Source organism: Sulfurimonas sp., assembly GCF_028694605.1.
GTDB lineage: Bacteria > Campylobacterota > Campylobacteria > Campylobacterales > Sulfurimonadaceae > Sulfurimonas.
Map to the genome: position 1 here is coordinate 49,605 of NZ_JAQVKP010000011.1, position 18,540 is coordinate 68,144.

The 18,540-nt window shown below is 38.2% G+C and carries 35 protein-coding genes; 3 read left to right on the forward strand and 32 right to left on the reverse strand.

Annotated features, from left to right (window positions below; all coding sequences use genetic code 11):
• Nucleotide 1 precedes the first annotated feature (1 nt).
• The 13 genes from panD to PHY84_RS07900 form a co-directional block, all read right to left on the reverse strand.
• Entirely contained in the window at nucleotides 2-367 is a 366-nt protein-coding gene (gene panD, locus PHY84_RS07840) for an aspartate 1-decarboxylase (RefSeq protein ID WP_299858826.1), read from the reverse strand.
• 2 nt (nucleotides 368-369) lie between these two features.
• Nucleotides 370-744 (reverse strand): (2Fe-2S) ferredoxin domain-containing protein, encoded by a 375-nt coding sequence (locus tag PHY84_RS07845; RefSeq protein ID WP_299858827.1) that lies wholly within the window; start codon nucleotides 742-744, stop codon nucleotides 370-372.
• A gap of 106 nt (nucleotides 745-850) precedes the next feature.
• Complete coding sequence (locus PHY84_RS07850; protein WP_299858828.1) at nucleotides 851-2,146, reverse strand: UDP-N-acetylmuramoyl-L-alanyl-D-glutamate--2,6-diaminopimelate ligase; 1,296 nt, start codon at nucleotides 2,144-2,146, stop codon at nucleotides 851-853.
• The gene (locus PHY84_RS07855; RefSeq protein ID WP_299858829.1) at nucleotides 2,136-2,720 is read right to left on the reverse strand and encodes a hypothetical protein; all 585 of its coding nucleotides are present in this window, start codon (nucleotides 2,718-2,720) and stop codon (nucleotides 2,136-2,138) included. The genes PHY84_RS07850 and PHY84_RS07855 overlap by 11 nt, the downstream gene beginning before the upstream one ends.
• A gap of 21 nt (nucleotides 2,721-2,741) precedes the next feature.
• Nucleotides 2,742-3,017: a NifU family protein gene (locus PHY84_RS07860; protein ID WP_299858830.1), complete on the reverse strand. Its 276-nt coding sequence runs from the start codon at nucleotides 3,015-3,017 to the stop codon at nucleotides 2,742-2,744.
• 86 nt (nucleotides 3,018-3,103) lie between these two features.
• On the reverse strand, nucleotides 3,104-4,336 hold the full coding sequence (locus tag PHY84_RS07865; protein WP_299858831.1) for an aldo/keto reductase: 1,233 nt from the start codon (nucleotides 4,334-4,336) through the stop codon (nucleotides 3,104-3,106).
• Between the two features lie 80 nt (nucleotides 4,337-4,416).
• Nucleotides 4,417-4,767 carry a 50S ribosomal protein L17 gene (rplQ, locus tag PHY84_RS07870; RefSeq protein WP_299858832.1) on the reverse strand — a complete coding sequence of 117 codons (351 nt, stop codon included), beginning with the start codon at nucleotides 4,765-4,767 and terminating at the stop codon, nucleotides 4,417-4,419.
• Between the two features lie 20 nt (nucleotides 4,768-4,787).
• Nucleotides 4,788-5,780, reverse strand: coding sequence for a DNA-directed RNA polymerase subunit alpha (locus tag PHY84_RS07875; protein ID WP_299858833.1), 993 nt, complete (start codon nucleotides 5,778-5,780; stop codon nucleotides 4,788-4,790).
• Nucleotides 5,781-5,806: 26 nt separating this feature from the next.
• Nucleotides 5,807-6,433 (reverse strand): 30S ribosomal protein S4, encoded by a 627-nt coding sequence (rpsD, locus tag PHY84_RS07880; protein WP_299858834.1) that lies wholly within the window; start codon nucleotides 6,431-6,433, stop codon nucleotides 5,807-5,809.
• 12 nt (nucleotides 6,434-6,445) lie between these two features.
• The gene (gene rpsK, locus PHY84_RS07885) at nucleotides 6,446-6,838 is read right to left on the reverse strand and encodes a 30S ribosomal protein S11 (RefSeq protein WP_299858835.1); all 393 of its coding nucleotides are present in this window, start codon (nucleotides 6,836-6,838) and stop codon (nucleotides 6,446-6,448) included.
• A 10-nt stretch (nucleotides 6,839-6,848) separates the two neighbouring features.
• A complete protein-coding gene (gene rpsM, locus PHY84_RS07890) occupies nucleotides 6,849-7,211 on the reverse strand; it encodes a 30S ribosomal protein S13 (RefSeq protein ID WP_299858836.1) in 363 nt (120 codons plus the stop codon).
• 2 nt (nucleotides 7,212-7,213) lie between these two features.
• Complete coding sequence (gene rpmJ, locus PHY84_RS07895) at nucleotides 7,214-7,327, reverse strand: 50S ribosomal protein L36 (RefSeq protein ID WP_008338806.1); 114 nt, start codon at nucleotides 7,325-7,327, stop codon at nucleotides 7,214-7,216.
• Between the two features lie 301 nt (nucleotides 7,328-7,628).
• Nucleotides 7,629-7,973, reverse strand: a complete 345-nt coding sequence (locus PHY84_RS07900) for a hypothetical protein (RefSeq protein ID WP_299858838.1) — start codon at nucleotides 7,971-7,973, stop codon at nucleotides 7,629-7,631.
• 308 nt (nucleotides 7,974-8,281) lie between these two features.
• Between PHY84_RS07900 and PHY84_RS07905 the strand changes: the two genes are divergently transcribed.
• From PHY84_RS07905 to PHY84_RS07915, 3 genes are read left to right on the forward strand one after another with little or no spacing between them, the layout of a single operon-like run.
• On the forward strand, nucleotides 8,282-9,127 hold the full coding sequence (locus tag PHY84_RS07905; RefSeq protein ID WP_299858839.1) for a S1-like domain-containing RNA-binding protein: 846 nt from the start codon (nucleotides 8,282-8,284) through the stop codon (nucleotides 9,125-9,127).
• Nucleotide 9,128: 1 nt separating this feature from the next.
• Complete coding sequence (locus PHY84_RS07910; RefSeq protein ID WP_299858840.1) at nucleotides 9,129-9,335, forward strand: hypothetical protein; 207 nt, start codon at nucleotides 9,129-9,131, stop codon at nucleotides 9,333-9,335.
• Between the two features lie 54 nt (nucleotides 9,336-9,389).
• Nucleotides 9,390-9,692 (forward strand): chorismate mutase, encoded by a 303-nt coding sequence (locus PHY84_RS07915; RefSeq protein ID WP_299858841.1) that lies wholly within the window; start codon nucleotides 9,390-9,392, stop codon nucleotides 9,690-9,692.
• A 21-nt stretch (nucleotides 9,693-9,713) separates the two neighbouring features.
• Here the strand turns inward: PHY84_RS07915 and infA are convergent, their stop codons facing one another.
• The 19 genes from infA to rplB are packed head-to-tail and all read right to left on the reverse strand — an operon-like array spanning nucleotide 9,714 to nucleotide 18,540.
• Nucleotides 9,714-9,932, reverse strand: a complete 219-nt coding sequence (gene infA / locus PHY84_RS07920) for a translation initiation factor IF-1 (RefSeq protein WP_008338996.1) — start codon at nucleotides 9,930-9,932, stop codon at nucleotides 9,714-9,716.
• A 12-nt stretch (nucleotides 9,933-9,944) separates the two neighbouring features.
• Complete coding sequence (map, locus tag PHY84_RS07925; protein WP_299858842.1) at nucleotides 9,945-10,703, reverse strand: type I methionyl aminopeptidase; 759 nt, start codon at nucleotides 10,701-10,703, stop codon at nucleotides 9,945-9,947.
• Nucleotides 10,704-10,706: 3 nt separating this feature from the next.
• Nucleotides 10,707-11,969: a preprotein translocase subunit SecY gene (gene secY / locus PHY84_RS07930; RefSeq protein ID WP_299858843.1), complete on the reverse strand. Its 1,263-nt coding sequence runs from the start codon at nucleotides 11,967-11,969 to the stop codon at nucleotides 10,707-10,709.
• Nucleotides 11,970-11,971: 2 nt separating this feature from the next.
• Nucleotides 11,972-12,370 (reverse strand): 50S ribosomal protein L15, encoded by a 399-nt coding sequence (gene rplO, locus PHY84_RS07935; RefSeq protein WP_299858844.1) that lies wholly within the window; start codon nucleotides 12,368-12,370, stop codon nucleotides 11,972-11,974.
• A gap of 3 nt (nucleotides 12,371-12,373) precedes the next feature.
• Nucleotides 12,374-12,817, reverse strand: coding sequence for a 30S ribosomal protein S5 (gene rpsE / locus PHY84_RS07940; RefSeq protein ID WP_299858845.1), 444 nt, complete (start codon nucleotides 12,815-12,817; stop codon nucleotides 12,374-12,376).
• An 8-nt stretch (nucleotides 12,818-12,825) separates the two neighbouring features.
• Entirely contained in the window at nucleotides 12,826-13,182 is a 357-nt protein-coding gene (gene rplR, locus PHY84_RS07945; RefSeq protein ID WP_299858846.1) for a 50S ribosomal protein L18, read from the reverse strand.
• Nucleotides 13,183-13,195: 13 nt separating this feature from the next.
• Nucleotides 13,196-13,732 carry a 50S ribosomal protein L6 gene (gene rplF, locus PHY84_RS07950; RefSeq protein ID WP_299858847.1) on the reverse strand — a complete coding sequence of 179 codons (537 nt, stop codon included), beginning with the start codon at nucleotides 13,730-13,732 and terminating at the stop codon, nucleotides 13,196-13,198.
• Between the two features lie 9 nt (nucleotides 13,733-13,741).
• The gene (gene rpsH / locus PHY84_RS07955; protein WP_299858848.1) at nucleotides 13,742-14,137 is read right to left on the reverse strand and encodes a 30S ribosomal protein S8; all 396 of its coding nucleotides are present in this window, start codon (nucleotides 14,135-14,137) and stop codon (nucleotides 13,742-13,744) included.
• A 47-nt stretch (nucleotides 14,138-14,184) separates the two neighbouring features.
• Entirely contained in the window at nucleotides 14,185-14,370 is a 186-nt protein-coding gene (locus PHY84_RS07960; RefSeq protein ID WP_299858849.1) for a type Z 30S ribosomal protein S14, read from the reverse strand.
• Nucleotides 14,370-14,915 carry a 50S ribosomal protein L5 gene (rplE, locus tag PHY84_RS07965; protein WP_299858850.1) on the reverse strand — a complete coding sequence of 182 codons (546 nt, stop codon included), beginning with the start codon at nucleotides 14,913-14,915 and terminating at the stop codon, nucleotides 14,370-14,372. Before rplE ends, PHY84_RS07960 begins: the two co-directional genes overlap by 1 nt.
• Before the next feature lie 2 nt (nucleotides 14,916-14,917).
• Entirely contained in the window at nucleotides 14,918-15,148 is a 231-nt protein-coding gene (rplX, locus tag PHY84_RS07970) for a 50S ribosomal protein L24 (RefSeq protein WP_299858851.1), read from the reverse strand.
• On the reverse strand, nucleotides 15,148-15,516 hold the full coding sequence (gene rplN, locus PHY84_RS07975) for a 50S ribosomal protein L14 (RefSeq protein WP_299858852.1): 369 nt from the start codon (nucleotides 15,514-15,516) through the stop codon (nucleotides 15,148-15,150). Before rplN ends, rplX begins: the two co-directional genes overlap by 1 nt.
• Nucleotides 15,516-15,764 (reverse strand): 30S ribosomal protein S17, encoded by a 249-nt coding sequence (rpsQ, locus tag PHY84_RS07980; RefSeq protein ID WP_299858853.1) that lies wholly within the window; start codon nucleotides 15,762-15,764, stop codon nucleotides 15,516-15,518. The genes rplN and rpsQ overlap by 1 nt, the downstream gene beginning before the upstream one ends.
• A 9-nt stretch (nucleotides 15,765-15,773) precedes the next feature.
• The gene (gene rpmC, locus PHY84_RS07985; RefSeq protein WP_299858854.1) at nucleotides 15,774-15,959 is read right to left on the reverse strand and encodes a 50S ribosomal protein L29; all 186 of its coding nucleotides are present in this window, start codon (nucleotides 15,957-15,959) and stop codon (nucleotides 15,774-15,776) included.
• Nucleotides 15,946-16,371, reverse strand: coding sequence for a 50S ribosomal protein L16 (gene rplP / locus PHY84_RS07990; RefSeq protein WP_299858855.1), 426 nt, complete (start codon nucleotides 16,369-16,371; stop codon nucleotides 15,946-15,948). Before rplP ends, rpmC begins: the two co-directional genes overlap by 14 nt.
• A gap of 2 nt (nucleotides 16,372-16,373) precedes the next feature.
• A complete protein-coding gene (gene rpsC / locus PHY84_RS07995) occupies nucleotides 16,374-17,099 on the reverse strand; it encodes a 30S ribosomal protein S3 (RefSeq protein ID WP_299858856.1) in 726 nt (241 codons plus the stop codon).
• A 1-nt stretch (nucleotide 17,100) separates the two neighbouring features.
• Nucleotides 17,101-17,418 carry a 50S ribosomal protein L22 gene (gene rplV / locus PHY84_RS08000; RefSeq protein ID WP_299858857.1) on the reverse strand — a complete coding sequence of 106 codons (318 nt, stop codon included), beginning with the start codon at nucleotides 17,416-17,418 and terminating at the stop codon, nucleotides 17,101-17,103.
• Between the two features lie 2 nt (nucleotides 17,419-17,420).
• A complete protein-coding gene (gene rpsS / locus PHY84_RS08005; protein WP_299858858.1) occupies nucleotides 17,421-17,696 on the reverse strand; it encodes a 30S ribosomal protein S19 in 276 nt (91 codons plus the stop codon).
• Nucleotides 17,697-17,700: 4 nt separating this feature from the next.
• Entirely contained in the window at nucleotides 17,701-18,540 is an 840-nt protein-coding gene (gene rplB / locus PHY84_RS08010; protein WP_299858859.1) for a 50S ribosomal protein L2, read from the reverse strand.

Sequence of the window (18,540 nt, forward strand, 5' to 3'; positions counted from 1 at the left end):
CCTAAATCTCTTCTAAAATTTCTTCTATATCGTTGTCTTCATTGACCAAAACAACCCTTGGCTTATATGCCGCAAGTTCACTCTCATCATAAGTAGCATACGCAACGATAATTATTTTATCGCCTTTATGAACTTTTCTAGCAGCAGCTCCGTTAAGGCAGATATCTCTCTTACCGCGCTCACCTAAAATAATATACGTTGAAAATCTTTCACCATTGTTGATATTTAAAATTTCAACTTTTTGTCCAACCCTCATCTTTGAAGCTTCTAAAAGTTCCTCATCTACAGTAATAGAACCAACATAATTGAGGTTGGCATCTGTTACAGTAGCGCGATGAATTTTGCTGTACAGCATCTCTATTGTCATTTTTACATTCCCATCTGTTTTTTCATCTCACATGGAGAAATTGGCTCACCCCACATATCTTCGCTAATCAAATACTCTTTGACAACGTTTCCGCCGATAAGGTGCTCCTCGATAATTCTGTCAATCTTCTCTTTTGTAAGTGCGGCATACATAAAATGCCCTGGTTCTACAAGCATAACAGGACCTGCAAGACAGCGGTTAAGGCATGAAGTACGAATCGGCTGTACAGTACCCATAATCCCCTCTTTCATCAACTTTTGTGCCAAATGTTGAAACAAGTCCTGCGTTTGCGGGTTAACACACGATGGCTTAGGCATCCCCGGAGGAGATGATTGTTCACATTTAAATATATAAAATGCCGGCTGAGGAATCCCCATAAAAACCTTCCTTTTAAAAAATTTTGCAATTGTAACAAAAAAGTAACCCTAAAATGATAATAAGCCCAAATAAGTTCATTTATTTAAGTTTAGGATACCTCTTATGTTACTTACTGGCAAGTATCTCTCTTACCACTTCTCTATCATCAAAAGGAAACATCTGTTCATATATTATCTGATAGGTTTCATCCCCTTTTCCAAGAATAACAACAACTTCATCTTCTTTTTGGTCATTAAGTGCCATCTCAATGGCTTTTCTTCTGTTTAACTCTACACTTACTATACTTTTATCTTCTATGCCTTCCAAAATATCATTAACTATATCTTGTGGCTCTTCATTTCTCGGGTTGTCGCTTGTTATATAAACTTTTTTTGCCAAACTTGCCGCAACTCTGCCCATCAAAGGTCTTTTTGTTCTGTCTCTGTCTCCGCCTGCACCAAAAACAACTAAAAGTTCTTTCTCTTTTAGTGCATTAAGAACTTGTGCCATTCCATCAGGCGTATGAGCAAAATCAACGATAACATTTGGAACTTCGCTTACCTGCTCCATTCGTCCGCTCACACCCGCAAAGTTATCAACCACTTCACATACCTCTTCAAGTTTTTTACCGCTTAAAAGATGCGTTGCTGCGATTGCAGCCATTAAGTTATAGAGATTAAAAAAACCATGCAATGCAGAAGTAAAAGGAACGACTTGTCCAAAGTGCTGTATAATGCCGCTAGTTGCGTTGTTGAGCGAATAAGCTATCAATCTATAAGTTGCTGCATTTTCAATCCCATAAGTAAAAGTATTTTTGATTGCAAAGGATGCCTTTGGTTCATCTTTGTTGATTAGTTTTTTACCGTCATCTTGAAAGAAACTGTTTTTTGTAGCTATATATTCGCCTATTGTTTTATGAAAATCAAGATGGTCTTGCGTGATATTTGTTAAAATTTTCAGTTCAAAATTAAGCCCCTCAACCCTTTTTTGTGCTATTGCATGAGAGCTTACTTCCATGATAAAAAATTCGCACCCCTCACTTACCGCTTGATATATATGCTTATACGTATTGAGCAGTGACGGCGTTGTGAGTGTTTTTCCCTCAACAGTTCTGTCGTTCATAAAAAAACCGCGAGTTCCCTGAAATGCCGCTTTATACCCCAAATCCAAAAGAAATGAGTAGATGGCACTTGCGGTTGTAGTTTTACCATTTGTTCCTGTAATACCTACAATTTTTATCCTATCTATGCCAAAAAGTCTTGCTACCTCTTTAATGTTAATAATAGAGTGTGCACCTCTCGCTTTTGCATCTTTAAGATACTTCTCATTTTGCGGTGTTAAAACAAATGCCGTCTCCGCGTCACACTCTTTTGAGTCTTCTGTTATGTACCTAAACGCTTCCTCTGGAAGTTCAATTTTCAACTTTTTTGCCTTGTGCTAATTTTTTGAGAAGTTTTCTGAGAAGCTTATCGCTGGGATAAACACTCAAGGCATTTTCAAGATATGTAAGCGCCATCTCCGCAAAACCATGTTCTATCAGCTTGTCTAAAAAATCTATAAAATCCTCTTTTTGCGTGATAATAACACGTGTTGAAAACATGATATTTTCAAAAATTTCTTTAAAATCTCCACCCTCATCTACAAGAGTTTTAAAATCTTGGTATAAAATCCCATCTTCAAACTCAATTCTATCTCGCAGAGGTTCTGCAAAAACTTCTCTAAGCTTCTCTAACGAGCCATCCATATTTTTTAGTATCTCGCTCATAATAATATCTGCCTGCTCTTTGTCCTCTTCTTTTAGTACCTCATAGTAGTCAAATAGAGCCTCAGCCCCACCCTCTCCGCTTAGTGCCATCTCTGCCAAAATAACACCGTTATAAGCCTCTTGAGAGTTAGGAAAATTTTGCAAAACAGCAGCAAACTTCTCTAATGCATTTTTATAATCTGAGCGAGAGAAGCTCTCTTTTGCTTGTGTTAATGTCTTATATTTGCTCATAGCCATTTTTTATACATCCGTTTATAAATTATCTATATCATTTTCCATACCCAGAGGAACATTAATCACTATTAACTCTGGATGAATATCCATCTTTAATTGTCTCTCAACTCCATACTTAAGAGTAGTTCCACTGCTAGCACACCCTATGCATGCACCACGTAGCTGTATATATACTTTTGAATTTTTCACTGTTATAAATTTTATATCTCCACCATCAAGCGCTAAAGACGGACGAACTTTGTCAATAACCTTTCCTACTGGACTCATTAACTCTTCATCTGTAAATGGAATCATAACCACCCTTTAAAAAAATATATACTCGCACTATTAGCTTTCATAAGATATGACAAAATCGCTTAACAAGCGATAAAAAATATGACCTATTCTCCCACGGCAAGAATTTGATGCACATAAGACGGCTTTCGCATACCCACAAGAATAACATCGACATTTTTGGTTTGCATTAAAAATCTCATTGCACACTCCTGCATTGAGACAAAACACTCTTTAAAAAAATCTTCTAGTTCTGTCCGCGTTCTCTTTGAGCACTCATAAGCCACCATTTTTTTATATTCTATAAGATACGTATCCAAAAAACCGATAAGCTCTTCACTCTCATTTATATCAATATTTTCTAGCGTTTTTCGTATAAGAGGAACAATTTGAGTATAAAGAAATATATCATAATCGCCTATCCAGTCAAACTTATACATTGTTGCATCAAGCTGTTCAACAAGATTATAAAGTGTCTTTAGCTCTTCATTATCACAAAGCTCTAAAAGTTCGTTAAAGTGGTGATAGTACTCTCTGCTCTCTTCATAATCGGCTAAACGGTACATCTTGTTATTGTACTTTGCATTGAGTGGTCTATTTGCCAACACACGAAGTCCATTTTTTTTAGCCCAAGCTGCACATTTCAGTCCATCTCTCTCTAAGATATTAACCGGAAGCTCAATTGTGGTAAAACTATGCTTTTTATTGCCTACAAGCATTGCCGCATTTTGAGCCAGTGTCAGTAAATCCTCATACGGCAAAAATTCTTCGCTTGATTCCGGAAGGGCAAAGCTATTTGAGCTAATGCCATACGAGTTGATTCTTCCACTCTCAATCTCTTTTTCAAGACCGACAAAAGCCTCTTGCAGCCTCGCATACATCCCATCCAGTCTCTCATCTTTACCGACACTTCTATTGATAGCATCTAAAAGATAATATTCCGGATTATGTATCAAATAACACTCTATCGAATCTCTCTTAAGTCTCTTAAGCGAGAGTGTTAGTTGTTCCCGCATAAAAGAGCTAGAGATAGAGTGGTAGCACTCCTGTGAATATTTCACCATTTCATAGGAATTTTCAATAATAGAAGAATCTTGGAGATACTCTCGAAGAAGCGCACCTTGAATATAACCATACTTACTTATAATCTCAATCTCTTCTTGTACATCATGGTCAAATTCAGCTAGAGCGATTGCTACGGCACGCTCTGCGCCGCCGTCCATATAGTTTGAAGATGTATCTATGATTTTTATGCCATAACGTATTGCCTCTTTAAGTGCTTGAATATGTTGTGGATTGGAATCGCTTATTCTGTAAGTTCCAAATGCAAAAGTACTCATACTATCTCTCTTAAGTAGTTTGGAATGTGGAAAGTGTGGAGTTTTACAGCAGGAGCTGTCCTGCTGATTATCGAATTAGATTATACTAATTCGATAAATGCCATAGTTGTAGCGTCACCACGGCGGATACGTGTTCTAGTAATTCTCGTATAACCACCGGCACGATCAACATACTTAGGTGCTATCTCATTTACTAGGCTCTTTGTTGCTTCTTTGCTTTGAAGCGCCGCAAATACTGCTTTATGAGCATTTGAATCACCTTTACCTGCAACAGTAATTAGTTTTTCAATATAAGAGCGTAACTCTTTTGCTTTTTCTACAGTAGTTTCAATTTTACCATGTTCAATTAACGAAATGCTAAGGTTCTTAAGTAAAGCAGCACGGTGTGCACTTGTGCGACCTAGCTTACGGTATCCATGACAATGTCTCATCTCTAATTCCTCTATTTAGCTTACAAAGCTTCTATTTTCTTTTTTAATGCACTAACTACATCATCTGCTAAATCGCCGCCAACTTCATATCCAAATTCTTGAAGTTTTTCAACGATTTCATCATATGATTTCTTACCTAGATTCTTAACATTTTTAAGATCATTTGTACTCATCAATGCTATTTCACCAATTAGTTTAATGTTTGAGCGGTCAAGACAGTTAAAACTTCTTGCGCTTAAACCCAAACTGTCAATATGTGCACTCAATCTCTTAAGATCCGGATTCTCTTCACTTCTTTCAATTGCTGCCGGAGCTTTTACGCTAATTTCGCTGTTAAATACCGCTAACTGTGCGTACATAACTTCCAACGAGTTTCTAAATGCATCAAGCGGGGAAATCTGACCATCAGTTCTGATATTTAAAATCACTCTCTCAAAGTTAGGATTATCCTCAACAAGTACATTTTCAATCTTGTATGTTGCGCTGCGAACAGGTGTAAAATAAGCATCTAATGCTATATAACCATCTTCAAGCTCATCATATGTATATTCACTAGCAACATAACCGATGCCTTGAGCGATTCTAATACTGAAGTTAAGCGTAGAATCCTCATTTAATGTAGCAAGATGAGCATCAGGAGTTACTATTTCCACTTCATTATTTGTAAGATCACTGCCCTTAATTGTGCATGGACCGGCAAAATTATAATTAATCTCTGCTTCTGTAGCACCGCCAAGCAGCTTAAAACGAATCTCTTTCAGATTTAAAATAAAATCTGAAATATCTTCAAGCATACCACGCACTGAGTCAAACTCATGTTTAGCACCTTCAATTTTAATAGCTATTGGTGCATAACCAACAGAGCTACTTAACAAAAAACGGCGAAGTGGATGAGCTAAAGAGATAGCATATCCTGTTTCAAACGGATACGCCACTATATTTGCTTCATTCTCACTAATCTGCTCTACCTCAAATTCTCGAGGAGCAAGTGGAGTAGTTTTAATCTTTTTCATATCTCTTACGCCTTTTATTTTAACTATTATTTCGAGTAAAGCTCAACGATTAAACGCTCTTCTACAGGGATAACAACTTCTTCACGCTCCGGTAGGCGAGTAAAGATACCGAATTTTTTATCAGCATCAATATCAACCCATGGAGCCAAGCCAGTCTGGTTTGTTAGTTCGATAGCACGAACTATCTGAGAGTTGTTTTTGCTGCTCTCACGAACTTCAACTTTTTGTCCCGGTCTTACACGGTAAGAAGGAATATCAAGTTTCTTTCCATCTACCAAAATATGACCATGTGTTACAAGCTGGCGTGCAAAACGACGTGTTGTTGCAAATCCCATTCTGTAAATAACATTGTCAAGTCTTTGCTCAATTAGAGTTACAAGGTTTGTACCTGTATTTCCTTCTCTTCTTTTTGCTTCAACGAATAATGCACGGAACTGCTTTTCAGAAATACCGTACATAAACTTCGCTTTTTGCTTTTCATTAAGCTGTAAACCATACTCAGATGGTTTTTTACGACGCTGACCATGTTGACCTGGAGCATACGGGCGTTTTTCTAATGCAGATTTTCCTGCTAAACGGCGCTCTCCTTTGAGGTTAAGACTAACTCCAAATCTTCTTTCGATTTTTTCTACTGGGCCTCTATATCTTGCCATAAGTTAATCTCCTTACACTCTACGGCGCTTAGGCGCACGACATCCATTGTGTGGTAGCGGAGTAACATCTTTCATAAATGTTACACGGATACCTTCAATAGAACCTACTGCTTTAGTTGCAGTTTCTCTTCCTGAACCAGGACCTTGAACTTTAATACCAAGTTCTTTTATACCATGTACTTGAGCTTTTGCTACTGCATCTTCTACTGCTGCTTGCGCTGCAAACGGAGTAGATTTTTTGCTGCCTTTAAATCCAAGGCTACCAGCTGAACTCCAAGCAATCATGTTACCCATCTCATCTGTAATAGTTACAAGAGTATTGTTAAATGATGCAGAGATGTGGCAGATACCACGTGCAATATTTTTCTTTACTACTTTTTTTCTAACAGCTTTTCTTTTTGCCATCTGTTAATCCTTACGCTGCGCCGACAGTTTTACGCTTGCCCTTACGAGTGCGCGCATTTGTCTTAGTTTTTTGACCACGGCATGGAAGACCACGACGGTGACGAAGACCTCTGTATGAACCTAAGTCCATAAGTGCTTTAATATCCATTGCAACTTGTTTACGAAGATCACCCTCTACAACATGGTTTGCACGAATCTCTTTTGTGATTGCCGCAACATCATCTTCGCTTAGTTCGTAAACTCTTTTGTTATAGTCAATACCCGTTGCGTCAAGAATTTGACGAGAAGCGTATAGACCGATTCCATAGACGTATGTTAGACCATACTCTATTCTTTTTTTCTTTGGTAAATCAACACCTGAAATACGAGCCATGGTTATCCTTGTCTCTGTTTATGTTTTTTAACTTTGCAGATTACTCTTACAATGCCTTTTCTCTTAATGACTTTACAGTCATCACACATCTTCTTAACTGAAGCTCTTACTTTCATTGAAAGTCCTTACAATAAATTCTTATAAAACCTAATCGGTTTTATCTCTTCACCAAAGCCGCACAAGCGTACAAGAATCAATGAAACCTAATAAATCCATGTTCCTTGCTATTTTTAGGTAAATCTTTTTTGTATCTACCAATACTTTTATCTTTAATAAATATATTTATAGAGATAAAAACACTCTTATTTTTTGTTAAAACAGCAAAGCGGATGTGGATTATACACAAAAAAATGTAAAAGATTTATTAAGCTGCTTTTATTTACACATTATATTTCTTAATCAGCTATTTTTTTTACACTATTCCCATAAAACACTTACACCGTATTCAGGATGCAAAATAATATTTTTGCTGTAGTAATTTTTTTTACCATACTTTTTACTCAAAAACTCAACTTCTAGCGATTGATTTTCCAAAAGCTCTCTTATATCTTTAAACGAGAGCCATTTTCCATACCGGGAGAGTGCATTTTGCCAGATTCGAAACCCGCATGACGCATCTTCTCTTAGCTCAAACAATTCGCCATCCTCTGTTTTCCAGTGCGCATTTGTACATGCATATAGTTTGACTTTTTTTCCTTGAATCTCCTTATCCCTTATCTCAATCATTCCGCAATTGCAATACGGGCACTTTCCTAAAGTCATAAGACCTTCTCCTCTTTAATTATAGTTCTTGCAGAACTCAATTTTGAACGCTAAAGGAACTCATCCCTTTAGCTACGCTTACGCCACTCGCTATGGCGACTAAAGCTTACTTCTTTGAAGTAAGACAACTTCTTACAAAACAAGATTTTGCAAGAAGTGTATTTTAAAAATAGTACTGTTTTTAATTTTTAAATACAAAAAATATTGCAAAATGCCATATTTTTCCAATCAATATTTCATAGGCGTATCAAAGCAAAACAAGGGTACAATATATCTCTATATAGTTACGGAATTACCAAGGAATTACGATGCCACAAAACAAACACCTTGAGCTTGGGTATATCAATACTCTTAAAATCGACCGTGATACGCCACACGGACTTTTTTTAAAAGCGCTTGATGAGAAAGATGTTCTCCTCCCAAAAGCTTATGTTACACCCAATATGTACATTGATGATTTAGTGGACGTTTTTTTATATACTGACTCAGAAGATAGGCTTGTAGCAACTACGCTTAAACCAAAAGCAATGCTTGATGGTTTTGCGCTTTTTGAAGTAGTTGATACCGCTCCTTTTGGCGCTTTTGTCAACTGGGGTCTTGCAAAGGATCTTTTTGTTCCAAATATGTTTCAAAAAACACCTTTTAAAGTTGGCGAAAAAAGATTTCTCAAAGTTGTCTATGATGAAAAAACTCATCGTCTTGTTGGAAGCGAAAAGCTGGGAAACTTTTTTGACAAACGCCCAAAAGGTCTATCTCCGCACAAAGAAGTTAGCATTCTTATCATTGCAAAGACTCCGCTTGGCTATAAATGTATTGTGCAAGAGCGCTACGAGGGATTGATATACCACAATGAGATATTTGAAAAAATCGAACTTGGCATGCAAAAGAGAGCCTATATCAAAACGGTGAGAAAAGATGGCTGCATCGACCTGACATTGCAGCCAAACAAAGAGAAGAGAAAAGATGCTTCCGCGGAAAAAATTCTTGTATTGTTGCGCCAAAGCGGCGGAAGTATGCCATATAACTACAAAAGTGACGCGGAATTGATTCAAGATGTTTTTGGTCTCAGCAAAAAAGAGTTTAAGCGCTCACTTACATCACTTCAAGATAATGGAACTATTGAAGTAAAAGAGACGGGTATCTACCTCAAGTAAAATGGCAAAAGAGAAAAAAAGTATTAATTTAACTGAGTATAACATCTCTTTCTTTGTACAAAAAAGCACTTTTAAAGTACTACGTTTTCATCCTGCAAAAATGACAGTAGATGTTGCGGTTTATGAAAATGAGACAAAAACAGAAACAAAAACGCTTCCTTTTGCACATCTGCCAAAAGAGATAAAAAAAAGAATCAAACCTAATTGAAATTATTGTCTCTTTTTTGTTACTATACCCTACTAAATAATGGAGAGAGTACCTATGGCAGAAGTTAAAAAATGCGCATCCCTTGAAGAGGTGAGAAGCGAAATAGACAAGATTGATGATTTGATTGTTGAGCTTATTTCACAAAGAAGTCATTTGGTCCGCCAAGCTGCATCTTTTAAAAATAGCATTGAAGAGGTCAAAGCCGAGGATAGGGTTGATTATATTTTACAAAAAGTTCGCCACGCTGCCATTAAAGCAGATGTCTCCCCAAATATGATTTCTGATCTTTTTAAAATCATGATTAATGAAATGGTTGAGACAGAAATATCAGAATTTAGAAATACTCAAACATTCTAAGCTATCTCAATCAAAGATAGCTTATTTGTATCTGTAAGTGATACGACCTTTATCTAGTGAGTATGGAGTTAACTCAAGTTTCACTTTATCACCCGGCAATATCTTAATATAGTGCATACGCATCTTTCCTGCAATATGGCATAATATAATATGTCCGTTCTCTAACTCAACACGAAATGTTGCATTTGGCAAAGCCTCTATAATCTTGCCATCAACTTCGATAACATCCGATTTAGCCATTTTAATCCTTTTTTATGCAATAGATAAAATTTCAGCTTTACCATTGACAATTGCAACAGTATGCTCGTAGTGTGAACCGCGTAAACCATCGGCACTAACAACATCCCACTTGTTTTCTAAGATTAGTGGTTTTGAATCCTTTTGACATATCATAGGCTCAATACAAAAAACCATACCGTTTTTAATCTTTGGTCCGCTTTTTGCATCTTTACCCTCTAAATAGTTTGGAATCTCCGGTTCTTCATGCGGCTTTCTGCCAATACCGTGACCGCAAAAGCTGTACAATGGCACAAAACCCCGTAATCGAATCGAATTTTCCAAAATTTCAGAGAGCTCTTTAAACCGCATTCCAACTTTAATCGCTGCGATTGCTTCATAAAGAGTATCCTTTGCACATGCTATAAGCTCTTCGTCTCTAGCACTAACCGTTCCGACCGGAACTGTTATTGCGGCATCGCCGAACCATCCGTCAAGCTCTACGCCAATATCATAGCCGATAATATCACCCTCTTGAAGTTTATACTCTGATGGAATACCATGAATAATAACCTGATTGAGTGAGCAGCAGACAGAGTTAGGAAAGCCATAGAGACCCTTAAAAGATGGTCTTGCACCATGGGAGAGGATATAATCTTCTGCCATGGCATCAAGCTCTTTAAGCGAAGCCCCTACTTTTGTATTTTGACGCAGTAGTTCAAGAGCGCCGCCAACGATTTTATTGGCAGCACGAAGTTTTTCAATCTCTTTTGGTTGTCTTAGCGCTATGGCCATCAGTTAAAGACCAACTGCACTAAGTGTCTCATATTTACTCATGTAAATTTGAGCTTCAATTTTTCTCATCGTATCAAGGGCCACTTGAACAACAATCATAACCGCGGTACCGCCAAAGAAGAATGGAACCCCCATTCCTTTAATAATCATAAAAGGAAGCGTAGCCACAAGACCAAGGTAAAGCGCGCCTGTAAAGGTCAAATTACTCGCTGTTGTATTTAAAAACTCAGCCGTAGCATTTCCGGTTCTTATCCCCGGTATAAAACCACCCTGTTTTTTAAGATTTTCAGAGATGTCTTTTGAGTTGAAAGTAATCGATGCATAAAAAAACGCAAAGAAAACAACAAACACAAATGTCATAAAGTTAAAAAAGTAACTATTTGGGTTAAGATAATCTGCTATTGCCAAAATAGTCGGATTTGTACTACTTGATAAAACAGTCATTGGAAACATCAATATCGCACTTGCAAAAATAACAGGGATAACACCCGCTAAGTTTACCTTGATAGGTATATAGTTCATAACTCTTTTATTTTGATTTTGAATGATAACTTTTTTAGCGTATGTTACCGGAATACGGCGTTCGCCTAGTTCAACGTAAATAATAACAGCTATTGTTCCAAAGATTAGAGCAAGAATTGCCAATACAGTTAAAAAGCTCATCGCACCTGTATTTACCATTGTAACTGTTTGACCGATTGCACTTGGAATTGCAGATACAATTCCGGCAAAAATAATCAATGAGATACCGTTGCCGATACCGCTTTGTGTAATTTGTTCACCAATCCACATCAGAAGCATTGTTCCAGCCAACATCGAAACAGCCGAAACCATAATAAACGTGTTGTGATCGACTAAAATCGCACTGTTTCCATTTGGTCCGGTTAAACTCTGAAGTCCAACACTTATACCAACTGCCTGAACGATAGTTATTGCAATAGTTGCATAGCGGATAATCTGCATATATTTTACCATGCCGTCACGCTCTTTTTTCATCTGTCCAAGATTTGGAAATGTCGCAGCAAGAAGCTCCATGATGATAGATGCAGTGATGTAAGGCATAATACCAAGAGCGATGATAGACATTCTCTCAACGGCGTTACCGCTGAACATATTGAATAAACCGAGTGCGTCTGATTGGTGTGAATCGAAGAATGAAGCTATAACAGCAGTGTCAACGCCTGGTACCGGCACGTATGCCAGTAGGCGATAAATAAATAAAAACCCGATAGTAATAAATATCTTATTTACTAGATTTTTATTCACGACTATTTACCTGTTGAAGTAACGTTGTCGTCTTTAATTTTTGATGCCAACTCTTTTGCAGATGCACCAACTAACTTAACTTTCGTTACAGATGCAACCATCTTGTGAACACCACGGATACTCTCCATAGTTATCTCAGCCAGCTCTGCAACTGCTTTAATCTTATCTACGTTGATTACATATGGTTTTACAACACGAGATGTAAATCCGATTTTAGGCAATCTTCTTGCAAGCGGAGTTTGTCCACCTTCGAAATTTCTCTTTCTTGAGTTACCACTTCTTGCAGTTTGACCTTTTCCGCCACGTGTAGAAGTCTTACCCATCCCTGAACCACATCCGCGTCCAACTCTCTTAATATCTTTTACAGAACCCTCAGCAGGAGTTAAATTTTCAATACCCATAATCTATCCTTTTAAGCGACCTAGTGCTTCAACTGTTGCGCGCACTAGTGTACCTGGATTATTTGAACCAATTGACTTTGTAAGTACATCTTTTATACCTGCAAGTTCAAGAACAGGACGAGTTGCACCACCCGCGATTACCCCTGTACCCTCTGATGCAGGTTTTAAGATAACACGGCTAGCGTTATATTTATGCTCAACATCATGTGCTATAGTAGTACCTTTGATACTTACTTTGCTTAAGTTTTTAAATGCATTATCTACCGCTTTTTTGATAGCATCCGGAACTTCTTTAGCTTTTCCGGCACCAAAACCGATAGTACCTTTTTTATCACCTACTACTACAAGTGCTGTAAAACGGAAACGGCGCCCGCCCTTTACAACTTTTGTAACACGGCCTATATTAACGATTGATTCTTCAAAATCTTCTCTATTGATTTCTAACATAATAGCCCCTAGAACTTAATTTCGTTTGCACGAAGTGCGTCACCAAATGCAGCGATAACACCATGGTATTGGTAACCGTTACGATCAAATACAATCTCAGATATACTAACTTCTTTAAGTTTTGCAGCAAATGCAGCACCTAAAGCAGCAGCTCCATCTTTGTTTGCACTATGACCAATAGCTTTTGAGTTTAAAGATGCCAATGTTACAGAAGCTGCATCATCAATAGCTTGAACACTCAAATAACGATTTGAACGAAACACAGAAACACGAGGAAGTGAAGCACAACCAGATATTTTTGCACGAATACGGCGCTTACGCTTTAGGCGATTAGCGATTTTGCTTTTTAATACTTTTGCTTTCATCTATACCCCTTTCCTATTTTTTAGAAGTTTTACCGGCTTTACGCACGATAGTCTCTTCAGCATATTTTACACCTTTACCTTTGTAAGGCTCTGGTGGACGGAATGCTCTTATCTCAGCAGCGACTTGACCAAGTGCTTGCTTGTCATGACCCTTAAGAGTAATAACATTCTTTTCAACTGTTGCTTCGATACCTTCTGGCAATTCATAGTTGATATCATGAGAAAAACCAAGTTGGAGGTTGAGTACTTTGCCATTTACCGCAGCACGGTAACCAACACCGTTAATCTCTAGTGCTTTTGTATATCCGGTTGTTAAACCAGTTACGATATTTGCAGCAAGTGCACGATATGTTCCCCAAAATGCTCTATGTGTGCGAGCATCTGAAAGAGTAGCAAAAGTTAAAACATTTCCATCAATAGAGAAAGCAACATTTCCTTTTGTATCTAAATCAACACTATTTTTGCCTTTAGCAAAAGTTATAACATTCCCATTTGCACTTACATTAACATCAGCTGCAAATTGTACAGGTAATTTACCTATTCTTGACATGTTATCTCCTTACCAAATCGTACACATAACTTCACCACCAACGCCAAGCGCATACGCTTTGTCATTTGGTAGAATGCCATGTGATGTACTTACAATAATAGTTCCGTAACCATTTTTGAAACGCTTAATCTCTTCCTTGCCCTTATAAACACGACGTCCAGGCTTTGAAATTCTCTTCATTTCATTGATAACGCTTTTACCATTGTCAGCATACTTTAATACAACATTGATAGTTTTTTTAACGCCGTCTTCAACAACGTTGCAGCTCTCAATATAACCTTTTTCAACTAGGATATTTGCCATAGCTTCAATACTCTTAGAGTGTACAAGCGTAGTAGTATCCAGTCTTCTCATACCAGCATTACGAATGCGTGTTAACGCATCCGATACTAAATCATTAATCATTTTTTTCCTTTGCTAATCACTAGAAGTTTCAAGCGGCGGCGTAATGCTTACCAGCTTGACTTTCTAACGCCTGGGATTAATCCCTCATTTGCCATTTTTCTAAAACATACACGACAGATTCCAAAGTCACGGATGACAGAGTGTGGACGACCACAAACCTGACATCTTGTATAGCCGCGAACTTTGAACTTAGGCTCTCTTGCTGCTTTAGCAATCATCGATTTCTTAGCCATTAGTTGCTCCCTTTACTAAAAGGCATACCTAATTTCTCTAAAAGAAGAAATGCTGCCTTGTCTGAATCAGCAGTTGTTACAACTGTAATATTCATACCGTGAATCTGCATAACCGAATCATAACTAACCTCTGGGAAAATCAACTGCTCTTGAATTCCGAAGTTGTAGTTTCCGCGACCGTCAAAACCGTTTCTAGGAACACCACGGAAGTCTTTAACACGTGGAAGTGCAATAGAAACAAGGCGGTCGAAGAAGTTATACATCTTTTCACCACGTAAAGTTACACGGATACCAACTGGCATACCTTCACGCACTTTAAATCCGGCTACTGATTTTTTAGCTATCACCGTACTTGCTTTTTGACCTGCAATTTTTGTAATAGTATCTTCAATATTTTGGATAAGCTTGTTGTCTTTCATTGCAAAACCTGCACCTACAGAAATAACAACTTTATCCAATGCAGGAATCTGCATAGGGTTTTTAATCTCTAATTCTGCTTGTAATGCAGGCTTTAAGCTTAAGTATTTATCTTTTAAACGAGCCATTATTATGCCTCCACTTTACGAACATTTGAAACATCTATCGGCATCTCTTTATTGATATGTCCGCCTTTAGTGTTCTCTTCTGTAGGTTTGATAGCTTTTCTTGCTATTTTGCAACCCTCAACTATTACCTTGTTTTTCTTTGGTAATACTGCAAGTACAGTAGCTTTTGTTCCGCAATCATCACCGGCGATAATTTCTACAGTATCGCCTTTTTTGAAATTAAATTTTGCCATCACACAACCTCCGGCGCAAGAGATACGATTTTCATGAAACCGCCATAACGTACTTCACGAGCGATTGGTCCGAAAATACGAGTGCCAACCGGCTCTCTCTTGTCATCAAGTATAACAGCTGCATTATCATCAAAACGGATTAAAGAACCGTTTTCACGGTGAATCTCTTTTGCAGTTCTAACAACAACAGCTTTTACAACTTTACCTTTTTTAACTTTAGCAGTCGGAGTCGCTTTTTTTACAGAAGCGATGATAACATCACCAACCTGTGCATAACGACGCTTTGAACCGCCAAGTACCTTAATACACATAACTTCTTTTGCACCTGTATTATCAGCTACATTGAGACGAGTAAACGCTTGGATCATTATTGTGCTCCTAGTATTACTGTTTTAAGTCTATATGATTTAGTCTTAGAAAGCGGGCGACACTCGACTGCAACAATCTCATCACCTACTTTTAACTCATTGCGCTCATCATGTACCAAGTACTTTTTAAAGCGCTTTACAACTTTATGGTAACGTGGATGCATTACACGGCGTTCAACAACAACGCTTACCGTTTTGTCGCCTGAAATTTTTACTACATTACCTTGAATTTCACGTTTATGTGTCATTGCCAGCCCCTATTTCGCTGCACTAAGTGCAGTGTTGATTCTAGCAACATCTTTTTTAGCGATACGAAGTTCGCTAGTGTTTTGTAGTTGCATCATCTGTCTTTTAATCTTAAGTGTGAAGAGCTGTGTCTTCTTCTCTTTTAGCATTGCTTGAAGCTCTGCTACAGTTTTATCTGCTAAATCAGAATATTTCATTGCTCATCCCCGCAGTAATTATTTTTGATTTGAAAGGAAGCTTGTGCATTGCAAGAGTTAGTGCTTCACGAGCAAGCTCTTCCGGTACACCGGCCATTTCAAATATGATACGACCCGGCTTAATGTTCATAACCCACTGATCAACTGAACCTTTACCTTTACCCATACGAGTTTCAAGAGGCTTAGCAGTTAACGGTTTAGCAGGAAATACACGAATCCAAATCTTACCATTTCTTTTAATATGACGAGTAGCTGAAATACGAGCCGACTCGATTTGGCGAGAGTTAATACGTCCCGCTTCAGTTGCTTTTAAAGCAATATCACCAAATGCTAGTGAATAACCAGAACGAGCGTAACCACGGTTACGACCCTTCATCATTTTACGATATTTTGTTCTCTTAGGCATCAACATAATTATTCAGCCTTTCCGCTATTTTCGCGTTTTGGAGCACGCTTTGGACGACGCTCTTGTTTCTCTTGTTTCTCTTCTTTTGCTTCAGCAGGGATACCTTTTGTGAGAACTTCACCTTTGAATATCCAAACTTTTACACCGATACAACCATAAGTTGTGTGTGCTTCAGCAAAACCGTAATCTATTTTTGCACGAAGTGTATGAAGTGGAACACGTCCCTCTAAATACCACTCAGTACGAGCCATTTCAGCTCCGCCGAGACGACCGCTAACTGAAACCTTGATACCTTTAGCTCCGCCTCTTTGTGCATTTTGCATAACTTTTTTCATCGCACGTCTAAATGCAACACGGCGTTCTAGCTGTGTAGCAACGTTTTCAGCAACAAGCTGTGCAGAAATTTGAGCTTTTTTCTCTTCTTTGATATTAACTGATAATGGTTTTCCAACAAGCGCTTGAAGAGTATCTTTTAGCTTCTCGATATCTGAACCTTTTTTACCGATAATAATACCAGGACGTGCAGCAATAATAGTTACACGAAGTCTTTTTGCAGTTCTCTCTATTACGATGTTAGAAACACCAGCATAGTAAAGCTCTTTTTTCAAATATGTACGAATCTTGTGATCTTCACCAAGAGCAACAGAAGCTGTCTTAAAGTTAGGAAACCATCTGCTCTCCCAATTGCGGTTGATACCAAGACGTAAACCAATAGGATTAACTTTTTGTCCCATACTATTTACCCTCTACTTCTACTAAAATATGCGCTGTAGGTTTTCTAATACCAGAAGCCATACCACGAGCACGTGGACGGAATCTCTTTAGTACCGGACCGTTATCAACACGGCATGATGTTACAACACATTCACTTGCTTCGCTACCGCTGTTTGCAACTGCTGACGCAACTACTTTTGCGATAATTCTTGCTGCTTTGTTTGGTGTAAACTCAAGAGCTGCCAATGCTTGCTCAGCGTTCATACCTTGAATCTCTCTTGCGATAAGACGAGATTTTGTCGGTGAAACACGGGTAAATTTTAATAATGCTCTAGCCATGATTAACCTTTCTTCTGTACAGAGCCCTTGTGGCCCTTGAATGTACGAGTTGGTGCGAATTCACCTAATTTATAACCAATGTGGTTCTCTGTTACAAATACCGGAACAAATTTGCGACCATCATGAACATTAAGAGTAAGTCCTACCATATCTGGCAAAACCATACTTCTGCGTGACCAAGTTTTGATAGGTTTTTTAGAACCCTCTGCCTTAGCCGCAACTACTTTTTTCATCAAATGATCATCAACAAATGGACCTTTTTTTACACTTCTTGCCATTTAACTACCTCTTCGGATTAGATTTACGGCGAGTAATAATAAGTTTATCACTTGCTTTTTTACGACGAGTTTTAGAACCCTTCGTTGGTTTACCCCATGGAGTAACTGGATGACGACCTGAGTTCGTTTTACCTTCACCACCACCGTGCGGGTGATCGATTGGGTTCATCGCAGAACCACGAGTTTGAGGACGGATACCCATATGGCGAGTACGACCTGCTTTACCAAGAACAACGTTGATGTACTCTTCGTTTCCGACAGCACCGACTGTAGCCATACACTCGCCAAGAACTAAACGCATCTCAGAAGAAGGCATACGAAGTGAAACATACTTACCGTCACGACCCATAATTTGAGCAGAAGTACCAGCTGAACGAACCAACTGTCCGCCTTTGCCAATTTTAAGCTCAATGTTGTGAACAGATGTACCCACAGGGATATTCATAAGTTTCATAGCATTACCCGGCTTGATGTCAACGCCAGATGCATCGGCAATTACAGTATCTCCGACATTTAACCCTTTTGGTAAAAGAATGTATCTCTTGTCACCGTCAACATAAGTTACAAGTGCGATACGGCAGTTGCGATACGGATCATACTCAACTGTGCTTACTTTTCCTGCAACACCAAACTTATCTCTTTTAAAGTCAATAATACGGTAGAGTTTTTTTGCTCCTGCCTCTTTATGACGAGATGTGATACGTCCGTTGTTGTTTCTTCCTGCTGCTGCCGGAAGTTTTACAAGCAGTGAACGTACACTTGGTTTTGCAGTAATGTCATTGTTCTCGATGTTTGTATAAAAACGACGAGATGGGCTTGTAGGTTTATAAGATTTTATTGCCAT

Bases quoted from the DNA above. Each gene is read 5' to 3' on its own strand.
- panD (WP_299858826.1), bottom strand. From the start codon at position 367: ATGACAATAGAGATGCTGTACAGCAAAATTCATCGCGCTACTGTAACA.
- PHY84_RS07845 (WP_299858827.1), bottom strand. From the start codon at position 744: ATGGGGATTCCTCAGCCGGCATTTTATATATTTAAATGTGAACAATCA.
- PHY84_RS07855 (WP_299858829.1), bottom strand. From the start codon at position 2,720: ATGAGCAAATATAAGACATTAACACAAGCAAAAGAGAGCTTCTCTCGC.
- PHY84_RS07860 (WP_299858830.1), bottom strand. From the start codon at position 3,017: ATGATTCCATTTACAGATGAAGAGTTAATGAGTCCAGTAGGAAAGGTT.
- PHY84_RS07865 (WP_299858831.1), bottom strand. From the start codon at position 4,336: ATGAGTACTTTTGCATTTGGAACTTACAGAATAAGCGATTCCAATCCA.
- rplQ (WP_299858832.1), bottom strand. From the start codon at position 4,767: ATGAGACATTGTCATGGATACCGTAAGCTAGGTCGCACAAGTGCACAC.
- PHY84_RS07875 (WP_299858833.1), bottom strand. From the start codon at position 5,780: ATGAAAAAGATTAAAACTACTCCACTTGCTCCTCGAGAATTTGAGGTA.
- rpsD (WP_299858834.1), bottom strand. From the start codon at position 6,433: ATGGCAAGATATAGAGGCCCAGTAGAAAAAATCGAAAGAAGATTTGGA.
- rpsK (WP_299858835.1), bottom strand. From the start codon at position 6,838: ATGGCAAAAAGAAAAGCTGTTAGAAAAAAAGTAGTAAAGAAAAATATT.
- rpsM (WP_299858836.1), bottom strand. From the start codon at position 7,211: ATGGCTCGTATTTCAGGTGTTGATTTACCAAAGAAAAAAAGAATAGAG.
- rpmJ (WP_008338806.1), bottom strand. From the start codon at position 7,327: ATGAAAGTAAGAGCTTCAGTTAAGAAGATGTGTGATGACTGTAAAGTC.
- PHY84_RS07900 (WP_299858838.1), bottom strand. From the start codon at position 7,973: ATGACTTTAGGAAAGTGCCCGTATTGCAATTGCGGAATGATTGAGATA.
- PHY84_RS07905 (WP_299858839.1), top strand. From the start codon at position 8,282: ATGCCACAAAACAAACACCTTGAGCTTGGGTATATCAATACTCTTAAA.
- PHY84_RS07910 (WP_299858840.1), top strand. From the start codon at position 9,129: ATGGCAAAAGAGAAAAAAAGTATTAATTTAACTGAGTATAACATCTCT.
- PHY84_RS07915 (WP_299858841.1), top strand. From the start codon at position 9,390: ATGGCAGAAGTTAAAAAATGCGCATCCCTTGAAGAGGTGAGAAGCGAA.
- infA (WP_008338996.1), bottom strand. From the start codon at position 9,932: ATGGCTAAATCGGATGTTATCGAAGTTGATGGCAAGATTATAGAGGCT.
- map (WP_299858842.1), bottom strand. From the start codon at position 10,703: ATGGCCATAGCGCTAAGACAACCAAAAGAGATTGAAAAACTTCGTGCT.
- rplO (WP_299858844.1), bottom strand. From the start codon at position 12,370: ATGGGTATTGAAAATTTAACTCCTGCTGAGGGTTCTGTAAAAGATATT.
- rpsE (WP_299858845.1), bottom strand. From the start codon at position 12,817: ATGTTAGAAATCAATAGAGAAGATTTTGAAGAATCAATCGTTAATATA.
- rplR (WP_299858846.1), bottom strand. From the start codon at position 13,182: ATGAAAGCAAAAGTATTAAAAAGCAAAATCGCTAATCGCCTAAAGCGT.
- rplF (WP_299858847.1), bottom strand. From the start codon at position 13,732: ATGTCAAGAATAGGTAAATTACCTGTACAATTTGCAGCTGATGTTAAT.
- rpsH (WP_299858848.1), bottom strand. From the start codon at position 14,137: ATGATTAATGATTTAGTATCGGATGCGTTAACACGCATTCGTAATGCT.
- PHY84_RS07960 (WP_299858849.1), bottom strand. From the start codon at position 14,370: ATGGCTAAGAAATCGATGATTGCTAAAGCAGCAAGAGAGCCTAAGTTC.
- rplE (WP_299858850.1), bottom strand. From the start codon at position 14,915: ATGGCTCGTTTAAAAGATAAATACTTAAGCTTAAAGCCTGCATTACAA.
- rplX (WP_299858851.1), bottom strand. From the start codon at position 15,148: ATGGCAAAATTTAATTTCAAAAAAGGCGATACTGTAGAAATTATCGCC.
- rplN (WP_299858852.1), bottom strand. From the start codon at position 15,516: ATGATCCAAGCGTTTACTCGTCTCAATGTAGCTGATAATACAGGTGCA.
- rpsQ (WP_299858853.1), bottom strand. From the start codon at position 15,764: ATGACACATAAACGTGAAATTCAAGGTAATGTAGTAAAAATTTCAGGC.
- rpmC (WP_299858854.1), bottom strand. From the start codon at position 15,959: ATGAAATATTCTGATTTAGCAGATAAAACTGTAGCAGAGCTTCAAGCA.
- rplP (WP_299858855.1), bottom strand. From the start codon at position 16,371: ATGTTGATGCCTAAGAGAACAAAATATCGTAAAATGATGAAGGGTCGT.
- rpsC (WP_299858856.1), bottom strand. From the start codon at position 17,099: ATGGGACAAAAAGTTAATCCTATTGGTTTACGTCTTGGTATCAACCGC.
- rplV (WP_299858857.1), bottom strand. From the start codon at position 17,418: ATGGCTAGAGCATTATTAAAATTTACCCGTGTTTCACCGACAAAATCT.
- rpsS (WP_299858858.1), bottom strand. From the start codon at position 17,696: ATGGCAAGAAGTGTAAAAAAAGGTCCATTTGTTGATGATCATTTGATG.
- rplB (WP_299858859.1), bottom strand. From the start codon at position 18,540: ATGGCAATAAAATCTTATAAACCTACAAGCCCATCTCGTCGTTTTTAT.